17 protein-coding genes are annotated in these 16,654 nt (G+C 62.9%); 6 read left to right on the plus strand and 11 right to left on the minus strand.

Features of this window, described 5'->3' with window-relative positions; all coding sequences use genetic code 11:
- Positions 1-6: 6 nt before the first annotated feature.
- The 10 genes from J6497_RS07360 to J6497_RS07405 form a co-directional block, all read right to left on the minus strand.
- Positions 7-801 (minus strand): enoyl-CoA hydratase-related protein, encoded by a 795-nt coding sequence (locus J6497_RS07360; protein WP_225703594.1) that lies wholly within the window; start codon positions 799-801, stop codon positions 7-9.
- Positions 791-1,957: a CaiB/BaiF CoA transferase family protein gene (locus tag J6497_RS07365; RefSeq protein WP_225703595.1), complete on the minus strand. Its 1,167-nt coding sequence runs from the start codon at positions 1,955-1,957 to the stop codon at positions 791-793. Before J6497_RS07365 ends, J6497_RS07360 begins: the two co-directional genes overlap by 11 nt.
- Positions 1,958-2,030: 73 nt before the next feature.
- The gene (locus J6497_RS07370; RefSeq protein ID WP_225703596.1) at positions 2,031-2,840 is read right to left on the minus strand and encodes an SDR family NAD(P)-dependent oxidoreductase; all 810 of its coding nucleotides are present in this window, start codon (positions 2,838-2,840) and stop codon (positions 2,031-2,033) included.
- On the minus strand, positions 2,837-4,225 hold the full coding sequence (locus J6497_RS07375; protein ID WP_225703597.1) for an MmgE/PrpD family protein: 1,389 nt from the start codon (positions 4,223-4,225) through the stop codon (positions 2,837-2,839). The genes J6497_RS07370 and J6497_RS07375 overlap by 4 nt, the downstream gene beginning before the upstream one ends.
- The gene (locus J6497_RS07380) at positions 4,225-4,920 is read right to left on the minus strand and encodes an ABC transporter ATP-binding protein (RefSeq protein ID WP_225703598.1); all 696 of its coding nucleotides are present in this window, start codon (positions 4,918-4,920) and stop codon (positions 4,225-4,227) included. Before J6497_RS07380 ends, J6497_RS07375 begins: the two co-directional genes overlap by 1 nt.
- Positions 4,917-5,798 (minus strand): ABC transporter ATP-binding protein, encoded by an 882-nt coding sequence (locus J6497_RS07385; protein ID WP_225703599.1) that lies wholly within the window; start codon positions 5,796-5,798, stop codon positions 4,917-4,919. Before J6497_RS07385 ends, J6497_RS07380 begins: the two co-directional genes overlap by 4 nt.
- Positions 5,795-6,835, minus strand: a complete 1,041-nt coding sequence (locus J6497_RS07390; RefSeq protein ID WP_225703600.1) for a branched-chain amino acid ABC transporter permease — start codon at positions 6,833-6,835, stop codon at positions 5,795-5,797. Before J6497_RS07390 ends, J6497_RS07385 begins: the two co-directional genes overlap by 4 nt.
- Positions 6,836-6,838: 3 nt before the next feature.
- Positions 6,839-7,705, minus strand: a complete 867-nt coding sequence (locus tag J6497_RS07395) for a branched-chain amino acid ABC transporter permease (protein ID WP_225703601.1) — start codon at positions 7,703-7,705, stop codon at positions 6,839-6,841.
- An 11-nt stretch (positions 7,706-7,716) separates the two neighbouring features.
- Positions 7,717-8,904 carry an ABC transporter substrate-binding protein gene (locus tag J6497_RS07400; protein WP_225703602.1) on the minus strand — a complete coding sequence of 396 codons (1,188 nt, stop codon included), beginning with the start codon at positions 8,902-8,904 and terminating at the stop codon, positions 7,717-7,719.
- Positions 8,905-9,315: 411 nt separating this feature from the next.
- Entirely contained in the window at positions 9,316-9,642 is a 327-nt protein-coding gene (locus tag J6497_RS07405) for a hypothetical protein (RefSeq protein ID WP_225703603.1), read from the minus strand.
- Positions 9,643-10,034: 392 nt separating this feature from the next.
- On the opposite strand from J6497_RS07405, the gene J6497_RS07410 reads away from it, so the two are divergent.
- From J6497_RS07410 to J6497_RS07415, 3 genes are read left to right on the plus strand one after another with little or no spacing between them, the layout of a single operon-like run.
- Positions 10,035-10,754: a response regulator gene (locus J6497_RS07410; protein WP_225703604.1), complete on the plus strand. Its 720-nt coding sequence runs from the start codon at positions 10,035-10,037 to the stop codon at positions 10,752-10,754.
- Positions 10,751-11,029 carry a hypothetical protein gene (locus J6497_RS41510; RefSeq protein ID WP_312010244.1) on the plus strand — a complete coding sequence of 93 codons (279 nt, stop codon included), beginning with the start codon at positions 10,751-10,753 and terminating at the stop codon, positions 11,027-11,029. Before J6497_RS07410 ends, J6497_RS41510 begins: the two co-directional genes overlap by 4 nt.
- Before the next feature lie 33 nt (positions 11,030-11,062).
- On the plus strand, positions 11,063-12,250 hold the full coding sequence (locus tag J6497_RS07415; protein ID WP_312010245.1) for an ATP-binding protein: 1,188 nt from the start codon (positions 11,063-11,065) through the stop codon (positions 12,248-12,250).
- Positions 12,251-12,348: 98 nt separating this feature from the next.
- Here J6497_RS07415 and J6497_RS07420 read toward each other — a convergent pair whose 3' ends face one another.
- Positions 12,349-13,272, minus strand: coding sequence for an NAD-dependent epimerase/dehydratase family protein (locus J6497_RS07420; protein WP_225703605.1), 924 nt, complete (start codon positions 13,270-13,272; stop codon positions 12,349-12,351).
- 429 nt (positions 13,273-13,701) lie between these two features.
- On the opposite strand from J6497_RS07420, the gene J6497_RS07425 reads away from it, so the two are divergent.
- From J6497_RS07425 to J6497_RS07435, 3 genes are read left to right on the plus strand one after another with little or no spacing between them, the layout of a single operon-like run.
- On the plus strand, positions 13,702-14,781 hold the full coding sequence (locus J6497_RS07425) for an efflux RND transporter periplasmic adaptor subunit (RefSeq protein WP_225703606.1): 1,080 nt from the start codon (positions 13,702-13,704) through the stop codon (positions 14,779-14,781).
- A 35-nt stretch (positions 14,782-14,816) separates the two neighbouring features.
- Entirely contained in the window at positions 14,817-15,497 is a 681-nt protein-coding gene (locus J6497_RS07430; protein ID WP_225703751.1) for an ABC transporter ATP-binding protein, read from the plus strand.
- Positions 15,494-16,654 (plus strand): ABC transporter permease, encoded by a 1,161-nt coding sequence (locus J6497_RS07435; RefSeq protein WP_225703607.1) that lies wholly within the window; start codon positions 15,494-15,496, stop codon positions 16,652-16,654. Before J6497_RS07430 ends, J6497_RS07435 begins: the two co-directional genes overlap by 4 nt.

A 16,654-nucleotide genomic window follows, 5' to 3' on the forward strand; every position in this document is an offset into this window, starting at 1 on the left:
CCTCCGCTAATTGCCCTGGAAATTCGGCCTGCGACGCTCGTTGAAGGCGAGCACGCCTTCGCGGCGATCCGCAGTCGGGACCAGACGATTGTAGGCCTCGATCTCGAACGCGAGACCGTCGGCAAGCGACATCTGCAGGCCGCGGTGGATCGCCTGCTTCGCCTGGCGCACCGAGATCGGACCATTGCCGGCGATCCGCTCGGCGATGGCCAGCGTTGCGGTCAGCAGTTCCTCCGGCGGCAGCACGCGATTGACCAGTCCCCAGCGCTCCGCCTCCTCGGCCGAGAATGGCAGGCCGGAGAGGATGACTTCCTTGGCGCGGCGTTCGCCGATGGCCCGCGGCAGGTTCTGTGTGCCGCCGGCGCCAGGCATGATGCCAAGCGTCACTTCCGTCAGTGCAAAGCGTGCGTTGGTCGCGGCATAGACGAAATCGGCCGCCGCCGCGATCTCGCAGCCGCCGCCATATGCGGCGCCGTTCACCGCCGCAATGACAGGAATCGGGCAAGCCAGGATCGCGCGCAGCATGCGCTCGAAGACGAGATGCTGGGCCTGCCAGGCCTCATCCGTCATCCCGTTGCGCTGCTTGAGGTCGCCGCCGGCGCAAAACGCCTTTGCGCCGCTCCCGGTCAGAATCGCAACGCGCAATCCTTCGAGATCGACCGTGAGTCCCTCGAACAGCTCCATCAGGTCGAGGCCCATCTGGGTGTTCATGGCGTTGGCGGCGTCCGGCCGGTTCAAGGTCACCAGTAGGATGTGATTGTCCCGCCGTTCCGCGGTGATCGTCTCGAAATCACTTCGCATTGGCCGTCTCCTTGCTGGAGGATGTCCGAAGGATGGCGTTGTGCTGACCTAGCGCCGGAGCCGGCGTCCGCGCCCGAGGACGCGTCCCATTGAAGGCAAGGGGAATGCCGACCAGCTCGATGTCGTCATCATCACAACGCACCGTCATGTCTAGCGCGCGGGTTTGCGGATGCTTGGCAACTTCATCAATGCCGAGCAGCGGCGCATTGGGCACGTCGGCCTCGTCAAGCAGCTTGCCGAGCGCCTCGGCCGAGTATCGCCGCACTGCGGCTTCGATCGGCGGCAACAGTCGCTCGCGGTTGACGACGCGCGCCGCGTTGGTGGCGAAATCGGAATCGGACGCAAGCGCATCGAGCCCCAATGCGCCGCAGAGCTTGCGGAACAGATTGTCGTTGCCCGCGGCAATCATCAGCCAGCCATCGGAGGCCTCGAAAGCCTGATAGGGCACGATCTCCGCCGTGCCCGAACCGTAGGGCTTGCGGACTTCGCCGGATGCCGCGTAACCGGCTAGCGGCACCGTCATCCAGGCAAGGCCAGTCTCGTAAAGTGACGTGGAAACGATCCGTCCCTCGGCGTCGCTCTTGCGCGCAACCAGCGCGGCGAGCAAACCGATCACGGCCCACATGCCCGAGCCCATGTCGATCAGGGAAACGCCGACCCGCACCGGCGGCCGTCCGCCCTCGCCCGTGACGCTCATGATCCCCGTGCTGGCCTGCGCGAGCGGATCATAACCGGGCTTGCTCGCGAGCGGCCCCTTGGTGCCGAACGCCCCGATGTCACACCAGATCAGCGCAGGCTTCTCGGCACGTAGTGCTTCGGCGGTAAGCCCGAACTTGCTGAGAATGCCCGGCCGCAGATTCTGGATCACGGCGTCGGCTTGCGAAAGAATGAGCGCCTTCAACTCCCGGCATTCATGCGCATCGTTGAAGTCGACCGTCACGTCCTCCTTGCCGCGGTTGAGACAGTGGAAGGCGCTCGCTGTCTCGTTCCAGAACGGAGGCCCCCAGCCGCGCGCATAGTCGCCGCTGTTCGGATTCTCGACCTTGATCACGCGCGCGCCGAGATCAGCCAGGATCAGCCCGGCATAGGGCGCGGCCACGCTGTGACCGAGCTCTACGACAGTGATGCCTTTCAGCGGCTTGTCGATCTCAGCCATTACATTCTCCTCGACGGGATGCAGCACCCCGTTTCATCATCGTCATCATTCCACCAAGATTTCCGGCCGGCCTTTAGGACTTATCCATCGCATTATCGGCCACGAGCACCGCGCCATTGACAAAGCTCGCGCGATCCGACAACGCGAACACAATCAGATTGGCTAGTTCCTGCGGCGTACCCCAGCGCGTGTTGCGCATCGCATTGTTCTCGGACCAGCGCCGCCGTTCAGCCTCGGCTTCCTCGGCGCTCAGATTGCGTTTGGCGAGCTCACGTTCCCACTTCGCGAAGCGCTCCGGCGTATTGACGAAGCCGGGAACCACGCAGTTGATGCGGATGTTGTGCGGCCCGAATTCGTTGGCGAGGATCTTGGAGAAACGGATCTCGGCCGACTTGGCCGGCCCGGTACAGGACGACAGGAAAGGCGGCATCGTCACCATGATGCCGGTCTCGCCCGAGACATTGACGATGCTGCCGCCCTTCTGCTGGATCATGACGGGAATGATGCGTTGGCAAATGCGGAACTGGGCGAAGAAGTTGATCGCCATGCCGTACTGCAATTCCTCGTCGGTGACCTCGAGGAACGGCTTGTAGGTGCCGGTGCCGGCATTGTTGACGAGGATGTCAATGCGCCCGAGACGGTCGCGGGCAACCATCGGCAGTTGTTCTATCTGCTTCAGATCAGTCACGTCGAGCGACAAGGTCTCGATCTTCTTGCCCGTGGTCTTCTCGATGTCGGCGCGCGCCTCAGTGAGCGCATCTTCGCGCCGTGCGCAGATAAGCACCTTGACGCCCTCTTCGGCTAGCAGCCGGCACGTCTCGAGACCGATGCCCTTGCTGCCGCCGGTGACGATGGCCGTCTTGCCTTCCAATCCAAGTTTCATCTGTTTTCTCCCTGAGGCGAGGTGATACGATCGAGCAGCACCCGGATCGGCATCGTTCCGTCGTTGCGTGCGGAGGCGAAGACCTCCGCAGCCAGCCGGCTTGCGGCGCCGGATGGGAATCCCGATCGCGTCATCCGGGCCTCGAACACTTCGGTAGCGCGCGCCTCGTCCTGCAAGACCAACGTCCTAGGGGCTTCGCGCGCGGTGCGGCGGTAGCGACCGCCATCATTCATCTCGATCTCGACGGTTGCATCAAGATGCGTGCCCATATCGTCGGGCAGCACCGTCGTCTTCTCAACCAGTGCCAGGATATCTGGATCCCGCTGGTGCTCGGCGCCCATCTCGTAATCGAGCCGGCCGTAGCGTAGCATGGCGGCAACCGCGAAGGCGGTGCTGGCCTGTGTCTGGACGATGCTTGTGAATGGTCCCTTGAAGGATGTCCCGGGATATTCCGTGTAAGGACGCCAGATCGTCACCGTGATCCGCCTGGCGCGCGCAAGGTCGATGCCGTCGCCGTTGAGCAGGTTGGCCGCGATCACTGCAGACATGTTGTCGCCGAGGGTGGCGAACGGCTTAGCCATGACGCCGATCATCGTCGCGGGATCCGGATCTTTCAGCCAAGCCTCGGGCGTGCGGTCGAGGCCGGCAAGCGAGCGTAGAAAACCCTTCGGCCCTTCCAGCGCGTCCGGCGCACCTTGCACGCCGCGCGCGGCGAGCTCAGCGGCAACGAACCCGCCGTGGGCGGCGCGCCCATTCTGCACGCGCCATTCGTCGGACCCGCAGCGCACCGGCTCCAGCGTGCCGCCTGTGGTGGAGGCCGCGATGGCGACCGCGCTCGTGGCTTTCGATGGATCGAGACCAAGCGCGGCGGCACCGGCAGCGGCCGCGGCTATGGTGCCAAAGGTCGGACTGGTGCGCACGCCTCGCCCGATCAGACCGCTGGCGACGGTCTCGCCGGCGCCGAGCCATTTCAACGTGGCATAGCCGGCCGTGAGCGCGTCGAGGACAACGCGCAGCGGCGCATCGCGCGCTTCACCCAAGCAGACTGCCACCGGTGAGATCAATGATCCCGGATGGGTCCACGAATCGTGGTCGGTGTCGTCCTGGAAATGCGCATGCACGCCAATGCCATTGGCAAGCACCGCTTCGGACAGTGGCACATGTTTGCCGCTGGCCCAGATCCGCGCAGTTCGCGGGCCAGGCGCGACATCCGTCGCCATCGCCCGCGCCGCCGTGGCCGTCGGCTCGTCACGCGACGCCAGCGCAAGCCCAAGCGAATCGAGCAGGCAGATCGCAGCCTTCACAGCAATTTCGGATGAGAGTTTGGTCTCAGCCGCTGCGGCGACAAAGGCGCCAAGACGCGTAGTTGCGTTGATTTGAGCCATCACAGATACTCCTCGGCCAACGCGACGTCGCGTATTTCGGCCACCGAACCGCTTCGCTTGATCTCGCCGCCGCGCATCACATAGCCGCGCGTCGCAAGCTTGAGCGCCGGCCGGGCCATTTGCTCGGTCATGAGGATCGTGGTGCCGCGCGCCTGCATATGGCGGATCGCCTCGCTGATCCGCGCGATCCACACCGGCGCAAGCCCGAGGAAAGGCTCATCCAACAGCAGCAGCTTGGGAAACGCACTCATCGCCCGGGCCAGAGCCACGATCTGCTGCTGACCGCCGGACAACTGTCCCGCCGGCTGGCTCGCGCGCTCCTGCAGCATCGGAAAGAGACCGCAGAGCCAGTCCCAGGCTTCGCGTTGTGCGGCACTGCCTCGCCCGCAGGCGCCGCTCAGAACATTGTCGGCGACCGACATGGTCGGAAAGACGCGGCGGCCCTCTGGAGAATAGCCCATGCCGGCCCGCGCCCTGCCGTCGCACGCGAGCGCGCTGATGTCCCGGCCGGCAAAACGCACCGTGCCGCGCGAAGCGCCAGCCAGCCCGATGACAGCATTGATCAAGCTCGATTTACCTGCCCCGTTGGCACCGACCAATAGGACCGTCTCGCCCTCCGCAACTTCAATCGAGACACCGCGCAGAGCGGTGATGCCGCCGTAGCGGACTTCGAGATTTTGCACCGCGAGCATCATGCCTCTGCCTCATCCATCGTCCCGAGATAAGCGTCGATGACGTCCTTGCGCGACAGCACGTCCGCGGGCGAGCCTTCGGCGAGCACGCGACCGGAATCGAGCACCAGGATCTTTGGGCAGAGCCGACGCACGAGTTCCATGTCGTGCTCGACGATCAGAACGCCGCATCCCAATTCCGTCACGGCGTGGCGGACGAACGCATCGATGCGAAGGCGCTCCCGCCGTTCGAGGCCGGCCGCCGGTTCATCCAGCAAGAGCACTTTCGGCCGCACCGCACAGGCAAGCACGAGGCCGAGCATCTTCTGCAATCCATAAGGCAGCTTGTCGCTTTGCTCGTCGAGGTGCGCGGCAAGCTCGAATTCGTCGATCAGCGGCGCGATCGCCTGCCACACGCCCTCTCCGCCATTGCTGAAACGCACCGCGCGCGAAATATTCTCGCGCACCGTGGCAGTACGGAACGTGTTGGTCTGCTGAAAGCTGCGCACGATGCCCGCGCGGCTCACGACGTGGAGCGGCTTTGCCGTCATGTCCCGGCCGTCGAGCAAGACGCGGCCGCTGGTTGGCGGGAGCATGCCGCAGATCACGTTGATCAAGGTGGTCTTACCGGCCCCGTTGGGACCGATCACGCCAAGCACCTCTCCCGGCGAGATCGAGAAGCTCACATCATTGAAGACGTGTAGCCCGCCGAAGCGCTTGCAGATGCCAGTAACCTCGAGACGCATCCCCCCTGAGTTCGCTGTGCCAATGACAAATTCGCGGCGATCGAACCGCCGTTCCACGACACCGAGTGCGTCGCCGGGCGGCATCACAAGCCCCTCGCCGGAATTGCTCTCGGCCCGCGTTACTTCTCTGGAGAACTGTTCTCTGCCACTGGTCATGGTTGCGACTCCGTGGCGGCCGGGGCACCCAGCGCGTCGGCCCCACGGTTGATCGTGGACCGGCGCGGAATGCGCGAACTCAGGAGCGCGAGAAGCCGAGCCACGGTGCCAACAATGCCCTCGCGCGCCGCCAGCACCACGACCACGATGAGGAATCCGAACAGGAGCTGGGAAAATTCACCGCGCAGCGCAAAGATGTCTCCCGCCCAGATCAGCAAGGCTCCGCCGACGAGCGGCCCGAGCATGGTGCTCTTACCGCCGATGATCGTGTAGGCAATGTAGTTCACCGACGAGAGTGGGCTGAACGAGGTCGGATGCGCGGTGAGCAGCATGTTGACCAGCGCAAAGCCGGCGAGCCCGGAGACGCCGGCGGCGACCGCAAAGCCGAACGCCTTATAGTGCCAGACGACGAGCCCGAGAGACTGCGCCAGCAACTCGTTCTCTTCGATCGCCGCGAAATGCTGGCGCAAACCGCGAGTAACTGCGGCCGTGATCAGTGCACCGGCGAGCGCCAGGCCGGTCGTGACCAAGAGCACCGCGCGATTGTCGCCGAGTTCGATGCCGAACAAGGTCACGGCCGGCATGCCGACCAGACCGTTGGCCCCTCCAGTCCAGCCCGGCATCTCGAACAGCAAGAGCTGTGTGATCTCGGTAAGAACGAAGGTGACCAATACGAAGTAGACGCCGGTGAGGCGGAGCACCAACGCGCCCAGCGGCAGCGCGAACAGCGCCGGCACCATGAAGCTCGCAATGCCGAGCAGCAGAACGTCAGTCACGCCGTGGCGGAGACCGAGGATCGCCATGGTATAGCCTCCGATCGCCATGAACGTGGGCACCGCAAACGTCATCAGATTCATGCGCAGCATGATGTAGACGCTGAAGGCAGCAGTGACCCCAATCAGGATCTGATTGGCCAGCGAGTAGATTGCCGGATTCTGGCTGATCCAGGGGATGACGAAGGCGGCGGCGATGATAACCACGCTTGCCGTCTCCGCGATGGATCCGCCGCGTGCGGCGCCAAGATCAATGCTTGCCATGGCTCACGCTCCACGTACGCGATGACCGAACAAACCGGACGGCCTGACCACCAGCATGATCAGCACGAGCACGAACAATGCGAGGGCGCCTTTCGAACCTCCGAGATAGACCGCCGAGAATGCCTCCACCATGCCGACGATAAAGGCCGCAACGGTTGCACCGCCAATGCTTCCCAGACCACCAAGGATGACAATGAGGAAGGATGTCGCCAGCACGGGATCGCCGACATGCGGTGCAAGCGACAGGATCGGCGTGACCAGCGCGCCGGTGAGGCCCGCAAGCCCGGTCGCGAGCGCAAATGCCGTCGGAAACAGCAGCTTTGGACGCAATCCCTGCGCGGTGGCGACCGCGCGGTCGTCCGCGAGCGCGCGCAAGGCGCGGCCGAAATCGGTGTGGTAAATCAAGGCGTAGATCGAGAGGATCCCCACGAGACAGACAACAAGGACGACGAGGTTCTCGATCGGAACGTAGAAGCCGTGCGCGCGAAGGACGCCGCTCAGGGGAAAGCTGAACGCAGGCGACTGCGGTCCAAAAAGCACCAGAAGGCCGCTCGACATCATCAAATAGAGCCCGAGCGTCAGCATCAGCGTCGCCAAGTGATCGTCGATCAGCCGATCGAGGACGAAGCGCTCGAACAGATAGCCGAGCGCTGTCGTGCCGAGCGCGGCTGCGATCACCGCCAGTGCATAGGGCACTCCAAGATAGGTCACAGCGGAATAAGCGAGATAGCCTCCGAGCACGTAGAATCCGCCGTGGGCGAAATTGACGACGCCGAGAATGCCGAAAATCAGGGTGAAGCCGAGGGCGAGCAGCGCATACTGCGCGCCCAAGCTGACGCCGATGAGGCCGGTGGCAACGATGCCTTCCACAGGGAGCTCCGCTACTTGCCTGTGGCCGCTTCGACCGGAACGACCGGCTGCAATTGGCCGTTCGTGACCAGCCCCACCCCAAAGGGGAACGACAGCTCCTGATTGATGCCGAAGAAATCCTGGCCGATCCAATGTCCTGAACCGATATTTGGATCGTTCACGGGCAATGCACGTAGAGCCTGGGCCACCTTTTCGGTGTCGGTGACAGTGCCCGCCTTTGTGATTGCCTTCACGACCATGCGGGCGCCGGACACCCACTGGAAGAACAAATTGTTCTCCGGCCGCTCGGTGCCGAACAGCTTCTTGTATTCGTCGGCGATCAAGTGGACTTTCTCGTCGACCAGAACCGGCTCGTACCAGTAGAAGTCCTTCAGCACGGCGTCGCCGCCAGCGACGCGGGAGATCTCGCTATAGCCTGGACCACCGAGGCGACCGATTGGTCCTTCGAACCCGGCTTGACGCAATTGCTTGACCATGATGCCGGCATCGCCAGGTGGAGAGGATGCGAGATCCACGGCCGCCGGCTTCGCGTTCATGATGCGCGTCACGATCGGCGCAAAATTGGTGGTGCCGCGCTGGTAATATTCCTCGGTCGCAGCGATACCGTTCTTCTTGTAGGCGTCCGCATCGACACTTGCGATGTCCGTGCCGCCCTGATCGTTCGGAGCGACGAGCACAACGCTCTTGATGCCAAATTTCTGTTTGGCGATCTTGATGATCGGATCGGCCCATCCTGATGGGCCGGGCCCCACATGGAAGACCAACGGCCATTGCGGACCCAGCGCGTCCTTGGCGTAGCCATTGCCCATCACCAGCATCGAATTGCGCTTGGCCATCGGCTTTAGCCCGGTGAGTTCGGGCGAGCCAATCGGACCGATGATGAATTTTACGCCCTGTCCCGCGAGCGTGTTTGCAGCCGCGGCGGCACCCTCGGCGGTGTATTTGCTGTCGATAGCGACAACACTCACCTGACAGGGCGCGCCGTCGATCTTGACGAGACCGTCCCGATTGGCCTCCGCGGCGACGAACTCTGCTGCGCCCTTTAGGGCGAGCCCCCACTGCGCAGCCGGCCCCGAAAGCACACCGACGACGCCGAGCTTGAGCTCCGCTCCGGCGGCCAGTGCGGACGGCCGGGATACAGCACTCGAAGCGCCGATCGCGGCGCCGGCCAACAGCAAGTTACGACGCGTTATTTCCATTCCATCTCCTCCCCGTTTATGGATCGTTTCATTTATTATTCCGCCAGCGCCCGTCGCGAGGCACGCAATGCCACGCCTCGGGCGATCGCCTCATCGCGTCAGAGAACCGACGCGATCGACAATCAAGCCATTGATTTTATAGCTTTATTTATATTGCGGCCTATTGCTTGGGCAAATACGCGTTCGGTCCGAGCGTCGACGTCCCTTCCCTTTGATTGTTCTTCAGCACTTGTTTCGAAATTATGTACCCCTCCCCATGCCGTGTCAATGAAACGATTTAACGAAATCGCAAAGGCCTGTTCAGGACCGCTTGGCCGAGCCGGAGGTTGCTTGAAAATTGGAAATCGTCGCTAAAGGTCCCGCCACGCGGCGTAGCGGCTTTGCCCTATCGTCCCACCGCTTCAGAAGCGGTCAGATTTGCCCGCGGTGCACGCGGCTTATCCGACCCGGAAAGAGCGCAACCGGTGGCGCTATCTGCTCGAATGGCAAGCGATCGCGCGCCGGAACAAGCTGCGAGATAACCGTGAGTTCTCGACCATGGGTCGGATCGAGGACTGCGGCCGAGGTCGAGAGCCGCCGCAGCGCGAACACGAGTAGACAGCTCACCCGTACGGCTGCCAGGGTGAACGAGACCATATTGAACGAACTCGGCCGATCGGCACCGCGGCGCGTGAACGGCAGGACGACCGAGACAGCCGGAACTCTTTCACGGGCGACGGCGTGCACCGCATCGCGCATCTGACGCATCCCATCTTGCTAACTGCGCGCATGATGGGCCTGGGATGTCGCAGACCTTTGCCTGGATCGGCAGAGATTTGTCGCATTCTGTCTCAGAAGCGCTGCATCGGATAATTCACGACAATTCTGGCCGCCTGACGACAGCGGTCCAGCAAAGACGATCACCCCGACGTTGTCGTGTTTTGCGCCACGTACGCTCCGGATCCGAGCCATCAGCCCTGGATGGTTCCCTGACATCGAGGCGAAGCTGCCGATACGGCAGCGGCGCGATCAAGAGTCCGGCAAGTCATTTTATGTCAGATTGTCCCGCCCAGAGTTGACGATACACTCTGATACACTTTTGCGGTGGCGTGGCTTCCGGACTCAATTAGGGTCCGAAATGGAGCAACTGGATGGACTCGGTACCGCACATTGCCGTCGTGGATGATCATCGCGATATCCGCGATCTGGTCGGCAAATATCTTGTGCAGCACGGCTATCGCATCAGCCTTGCGGAGAATGCCGTCGCGTTACGTCGCCTGCTGGAACGCAGCGCGCTCGACCTCGTGGTGCTCGACGTGATGATGCCCGGCGAGGACGGCCTGTCATTGTGCCGCCACCTGCGCAGCACAACGGAGCTGCCGGTCATCCTGTTGACCGCGATGGCGGAGGAGACCGACCGGATCGTGGGTCTGGAAGTTGGCGCCGATGACTACGTGAGCAAACCATTCAATCCGCGCGAACTCCTCGCCCGCATCAAGGCGGTCCTTCGACGTGTAAACAGCCTGCCGCCCCGAAAAGGCCGCCTGACGGCAAAGCTGGTGCGCTTCGATCGGTGGATCCTCGATGCCGGCCGCCGCGAGTTGCTCGATCAAGACCGCCTCGCGGTGCCGCTCAGTACGGCCGAGTTTCGCCTGCTGCGCGCATTTCTCGACCATCCCGGCCTCGTGCTCAGCCGCCAACAGCTTCTTGACCTGACCGTCGGCCGGGATGCCGATCCGTTCGACAGGAGCATCGACAACCAGGTTAGCCGCCTGCGCAAGAAAATAGAGGCCGATCCGAAGACGCCCGCCCTGATCAAGACCCACTGGGGCGGCGGTTACAGTCTGATCGCGGAAGTCCTGCAATCATGATGAGCCTGTGGAAGCGCAGCCTTGCTGCTCAATTCATTTGTTTCACCCTGCTGTCGCTGCTGCTGTCCCAGGCGATCGTGTTCTTCATTTCTTGGGACGAGCACGGACAAGCGATGCGCAAGGTTGCGAAAGGCGAAATACTCAGCCGATGCGCCTCGCTCGCGCGCGTCCTGGAGGCAACGCCACCGACGCTTCAGCAGGATATCCTTGCTGCCAGCAATACCAATTCGGCAAGATACTGGATCTCAGCGAGTCTAAGTGACGCCCCCGCGTGACGGCAACAGGCTTGGGAGCATCTCGCCCAGCCCTTGCCGCGCGTATCTTTCCCGGGCGTCCCGATCGAGGTGAAAGCGGACTTCATCCGAGCCGGCGCCGAAACGAGCAAGTCGGTCTCCTCCCCCTGGATCGACCTACGACCTGAGGCCTGGCCGCTATCGCGACCGGCGAAGTTTCTCTATCTCGACGATGCCATGGGCATGGGGCTGGCGGTGCGGCTGGCGGATGGCACATGGCTGAACACCGCCTATGCCAAACCCGCGCAGGACGGCTTCTGGACGTCTCAATCAACCGTATCACTTGGCCTCTCTGCGCTAGTGCTGTCGATCATAGCTGCCTTGGCTGCGCGCGGCATTGCCCGGCCGTTGCGCCGTCTGGCCACCGCCGCCGAAGCGCTTGGCCGCGGCCAGGAGATCGCACCGGTGCCGGAAACCGGCCCTGACGACATCCGGCGCACATCCGAGGCATTCAATCGCATGCAGGCGCGGCTGCACCGGTTCGTCGATGACCGCACCAGGATGCTGGCTGCCATTGGCCATGACTTGCGCACGCCACTGACCTCGCTCCGCCTCCGGGCGGAATTCGTGCCCGACCAAGAGGCGCGGGAGAAGATGCTCGCGACGATTTCAGAGATTCAGACCATGGCGGAGGCGACTCTTGCGTTCGCCCGCGAAGAGGCAACTGCCGAGAGCACTCGAACAGTGGACCTCGCGGCCCTTGTGGAGAGCCTCTGCGACGACCTTGTCGAGCTTGGTTATGATGTTTCCTTCTCGGAGGGACAGAGGATCAGCTATCGCTGCCGACCGGATTCACTCCGCCGCGCGTGCCGCAACCTTGTCGAAAACGCGGTCCGCTATGGTGAGCGAGCTCGTGTCAGCATCGAGCGACGGGTGGATAGCATCGATATCGTGGTCGCCGACGATGGGCCGGGCATTCCTGAGACCGCCAAAGAGCAAGTTTTCGCGCCCTTCTATCGCATCGAGAATTCAAGGAATCGGGAAACCGGCGGTGTCGGACTTGGCCTTTCCATTGCGCGAACGATCGTGCGCCGCCATGGTGGCGATATTATCCTCGACAATGCACAGCGCGGACTGCGCGCAACGATCAGCCTTCCGCCTTTGGACAGTGCAGCTTCCGTCAATCGGTCAACCGGCGAGGGACGAGAGGATGTCACCGCCGCTGCCAATCCGGCAGCAGCGGGATTGGCCCCTGCTTCGTAGGGGATATCGAAGGACTATCGAGGCCGGCGGATCTGCGCCGACGAGCCAGAATCGCGGTGAACGCGGTCAAGGGCTCGCGGAACACGCGTGGCACGTTCTCAGGCCTTATCGGTTTCGTTTGCCCCCGCGATTGCTGGCAACTCCTCCGCGATCCAATCCAGGACCGAGGCATGATGCGGCATCCAGCCTAAGGCACGGGCGCGGCGCCCCCGCACGCGGCTGTTTGAGCCCAAGGCATAGGTTGCGCGCTCATATCCCCATTCCGCGATCGCGTCCTGCAGCGGCCACGGCTTTGCCTCGCCGAGCCCGAGTGCAGTGCCGATCGCAGTGACCATGTCGCGGAACGACGCTTCGCCGTTTTCGACGAACATGAAGCTGCCGGCCGGCGCCTTCTCAAGCGCAAGCAGATAGAGATCCGCCACGTCGGCAACGTGAACGGTGGACCAGACATTCAGGCCGCGCCCGATGTGCCGCGGGATGCCGCTACGGCGCGCCTGCCGAACCAGCGAGGGGATCTGGATGCTTTCCTGATGCGGCCCGAGGCCGCGGCCGTAGATCAACGTGTTGCAGAGCACGGTCGAGCACACGCCGCGCGCGGCTGATCCGGTCACGAAACGGTCGATGGCGACCCGGGCGGCCTTGTCCGGCGTCGGTTGAATGGGCGCATCATCATCGAAGACCGCATCCGAGGGCTCGCCGCCGGCGTTATCGCCGACGATGCTCGAGCCCGAGGTGTGCAGCAACGGCCGGTTCGAACCGGCAAGGGCCTCGACCAGCGCCTCGACTGCACCACGGTGGTCACTGCTCGCGGCGTTCACCACGGCATCGGCGCGGCGGGCCTCATCGGCCAGGAGGTCGTGATCGTCCAGGCTGCCAAGCACCGGTTCAATCCCGAGTCGCCTAACCGCGGCCCCTTTCTCCGGCCCGCGGACCAGGCCCCTCACCTCATGCCCGGCCTCGACCAGACGCACGGCGACCGAGCCGCCGATATATCCACTCGCCCCTGTCACAAATACCTTCATTTCCCGGTGCTCCTTGCTGGGTCAGGGATTTAGGGTTGGTGCATTTGTGTCAACAAGAGGCTGATCAGGCATATTATCTGTGACGTGCCGGCACAAATGAGGACCGATCGGGCGTGATGTGGGTGCTTGCGCCCGAGGCTGTCGCATGGCTGCGCGACAGACGGTCGCGGTTCAGGGAACCGGCACGATGATCCCAGCAGAACGATGAGCTCTCGCGGAGGGCTTGCCCGCGCTCTATGGGCTTGGTCATGAAGAGGATATAAGGCGCCAAATGCACAACCCGATATAGTAATTGAAGTGGGTGTGTGGAATCACCGAACAGGGCCTGGGCGAGGCTGTGTGTCGGGATATGTAGGCCAGCTGCGGCGGGAGTCCTGGCGTAAGGTCGCGGCGGGCGCGCCAGCCGCGTGCGCCCGGATGGAATTGAAGATGACCGACGACAAGAGCGAGTTGCTGAGATCGCTCACCATTGATCGCAGCGAAACCAAGGTGGAGCGGTCAGGCCGCCGGTGGTTGTCGATCTCGGCGGCCCTTGCCGCCTGTACGGTCGTCCTTGCGGCCCTTGGCATATACCTGTTCCGCGGTGAAGACGTTCCCAAGCAAGCGGCACCGCAGCCGGCCGCACCGGCGCAGCAGCCAACGCCGCTGCCTCAACAACAGGCCGCCCCAAACGACCGGGATGCCGGCAGCCTGGCTGCATCCGGTTATGTGGTCGCGCGCCGCAAGGCAACCGTTGCGGCGGAGATCACTGGCAAGGTCGTCGAGGTCTTTATTGACGAGGGCATGACGGTGACGGAGGGGCAAATCGTCGCGCGGCTGGATAGCGTGCTTGCCGAAAAAGACTATGAGCTGGCGCGCTCGCGCGTCGAGACCGCCGATGCTGCCATCGCCGCGATCAGCGCCGACCTGCAGGACGCCAATCGAATCATGTCGCGGGTGCAGACCTTGTCGCAGAAGAATTTTGCGACCGAGGCCGATCTGACCAAGGCGCAGGCACGGGTCGGCGTGCTGACCGCGCAATTGCGCCAGGCACAGTCGCAGTTCGAGACCGCCAAGATCGACGCCAAGCGCAGTGCCTCGGTGCTCGACAAGCATCAAATCCGGGCGCCGTTCGGAGGTATCGTGATCGATCGTAGCGCACAGCCCGGCGAAATGATCTCGCCGATGTCGGTCGGTGGTTTCACCCGAACCGGCATCTGCACCATCGTCGACATGGACTCGATCGAGATCGAAGTTGACGTGAACGAGGCCTTCATCGGCAGAGTCGCTCCTGGAGGGCCCGTGAACGCGGTGCTCGACGCCTATCCGGACTGGACCATCCCCGCTTCGGTTATAGCGATCGTGCCGACGGCGAACCGCGAAAAAGCCACCGTCAAAGTGCGCATCCGCTTCGAGCAAAAGGACCCACGGATTCTGCCCGACATGGCGGTAAAAGTGAATTTCTTGCGTGACCGAAGGGCAAGTGGTGCGCCCACGCCGGACACCACTGCGACGAACTCGTCGCAGTAGCATTCAGGGAGAGAGAAGTGACAACCGAATCTCCGATGGTACGTCTCACCGGCGTAAGCAAGCGCTTCACCAAAGGAAAGGAAACGATTTCAATTTTCGATCATCTCGATCTCGCGATCCCTGGCGGCGATTTTATCGCGGTGATGGGGCCGTCGGGTTCCGGCAAGACGACGCTGCTCAATCTGCTCGGCGGCATCGATCGCGCCGACGGGGGCGAGATTGCGGTGGCCGACCGTCGCATCGACGGCCTCTCCGAGGGTGAACTGGCGACCTGGCGCGCCGCCAATATCGGCTTCATCTTTCAGTTCTATAATTTGATGCCGATGCTGACCGCCGCGCAGAACGTGGAGTTGCCGCTACTGCTTACCAGATTGCGCAGCAAGGAGCGCGCGTCGCGCGTTCAGACGGCGCTGTCGGTGGTCGGGCTGGCCGATCGGGTCAAGCACCGTCCGCGCGAGATGTCCGGTGGCCAGCAGCAGCGCGTTGCGATTGCGCGCGCCATCGTCTCGGATCCTAACCTGTTGCTGTGCGACGAACCGACCGGCGATCTCGACCGCCACTCCGCCGACGAGATTCTTTCGATCCTGCAACTGCTCAATGGCGAGTTGGGAAAGACCATCGTGATGGTTACCCATGATCCCGCGGCGGCAAACTATGCCAAGCGCATCCTGCACCTCGACAAGGGCCGTTTCGTCGAACGGGAGCTTGCCGCGTGAACGATTTCGACCTGGTGCGGAAGAACCTGTTCCGCCGCAAATTGCGCGCCGTGCTGATGATCGTCTCGATCCTGATCGCCTTCATGATCTTCGGCGTGCTCGCTGGATTTTACCGCGCCTTCACGGCCGGCGAGGATCGCGCCGCCGCCGATCGAATGATCACGGTCAACAAGATCAACTTCACCCAACCGCTGCCGATCGCCTATTACAATCGTGTGCGCGCGGTGGAAGGGGTGCGGCAGGTGACCTTCGCCAATTGGTTCGGCGGCTACTATCAGGATCCGAAGAATTTCCTGATGTCGCTCGCGGTCGAGCCGACGACTTATTTCGATGTCTATCGCAGCGAGTTCGACGTTCCCCCCGACCAGCTTCAGGCCTTCATCCGCGACCGCGGCAGTGCACTGATTGGCGAATCGCTGGCGCGGAAGTGGGGCTGGAAAATCGGCGATCGCGTGCCGGTCGCGAGCAACATCTTCAGCCAGAAGAGTGGCGGACACACCTGGGACCTCACGATCGCCGGCATCGTCAAGGGCAAGGCCGATCACATCGATACCAACTTCCTGCTGTTCCAGTACGCCTATTTCGACGAGACCCGCTCGTTCGGCAAGGACACGATCGGCTGGATGATCCTGCAGACCACGTCGCCGGAGAATAATGATCGCGTGGCAAAAACGATCGACGCCATGTTCGCCAATTCCACCGCCGAGACCTCGACCGATACCGAAAAGGCGTTCGGGAAAGCGTTCGCGGCGCAGTTCGGCAACATCGCGCTGATCGTGCTCCTGGTGGTTGGTGCAGCTTTCGTCACCATCCTGATGATCGTCGGCAATACCATGGCGCTGTCGATCCGGGAGCGCACCCGAGAGATCGGCGTGCTCAAGACACTTGGCTTTTCCGGTCCTCGGATCCTGGGGTTGGTGCTCGGCGAATCCATATTGCTGGCTCTGCTCGGCGGATTGCCGGGCCTTGCGATTGCGGCGTTGATTGCGATGGCACTGCGCGCGAGCCTTGCCAATGTCGCGCCGGCCTTTGCCCTATCGCCCGTTATCGCGCTCGAGGGAGTCGCGCTGATGATCGCGCTGGGGCTGATCACCGGGATCATTCCGGCGGTCAACGCCATGCGGCTTAAGATCGCAACCGCGCTTGGACGGGGATAG

Origin of the sequence: Bradyrhizobium cenepequi (assembly GCF_020329485.1) — a bacterium.
Taxonomy (GTDB): domain Bacteria; phylum Pseudomonadota; class Alphaproteobacteria; order Rhizobiales; family Xanthobacteraceae; genus Bradyrhizobium; species Bradyrhizobium cenepequi.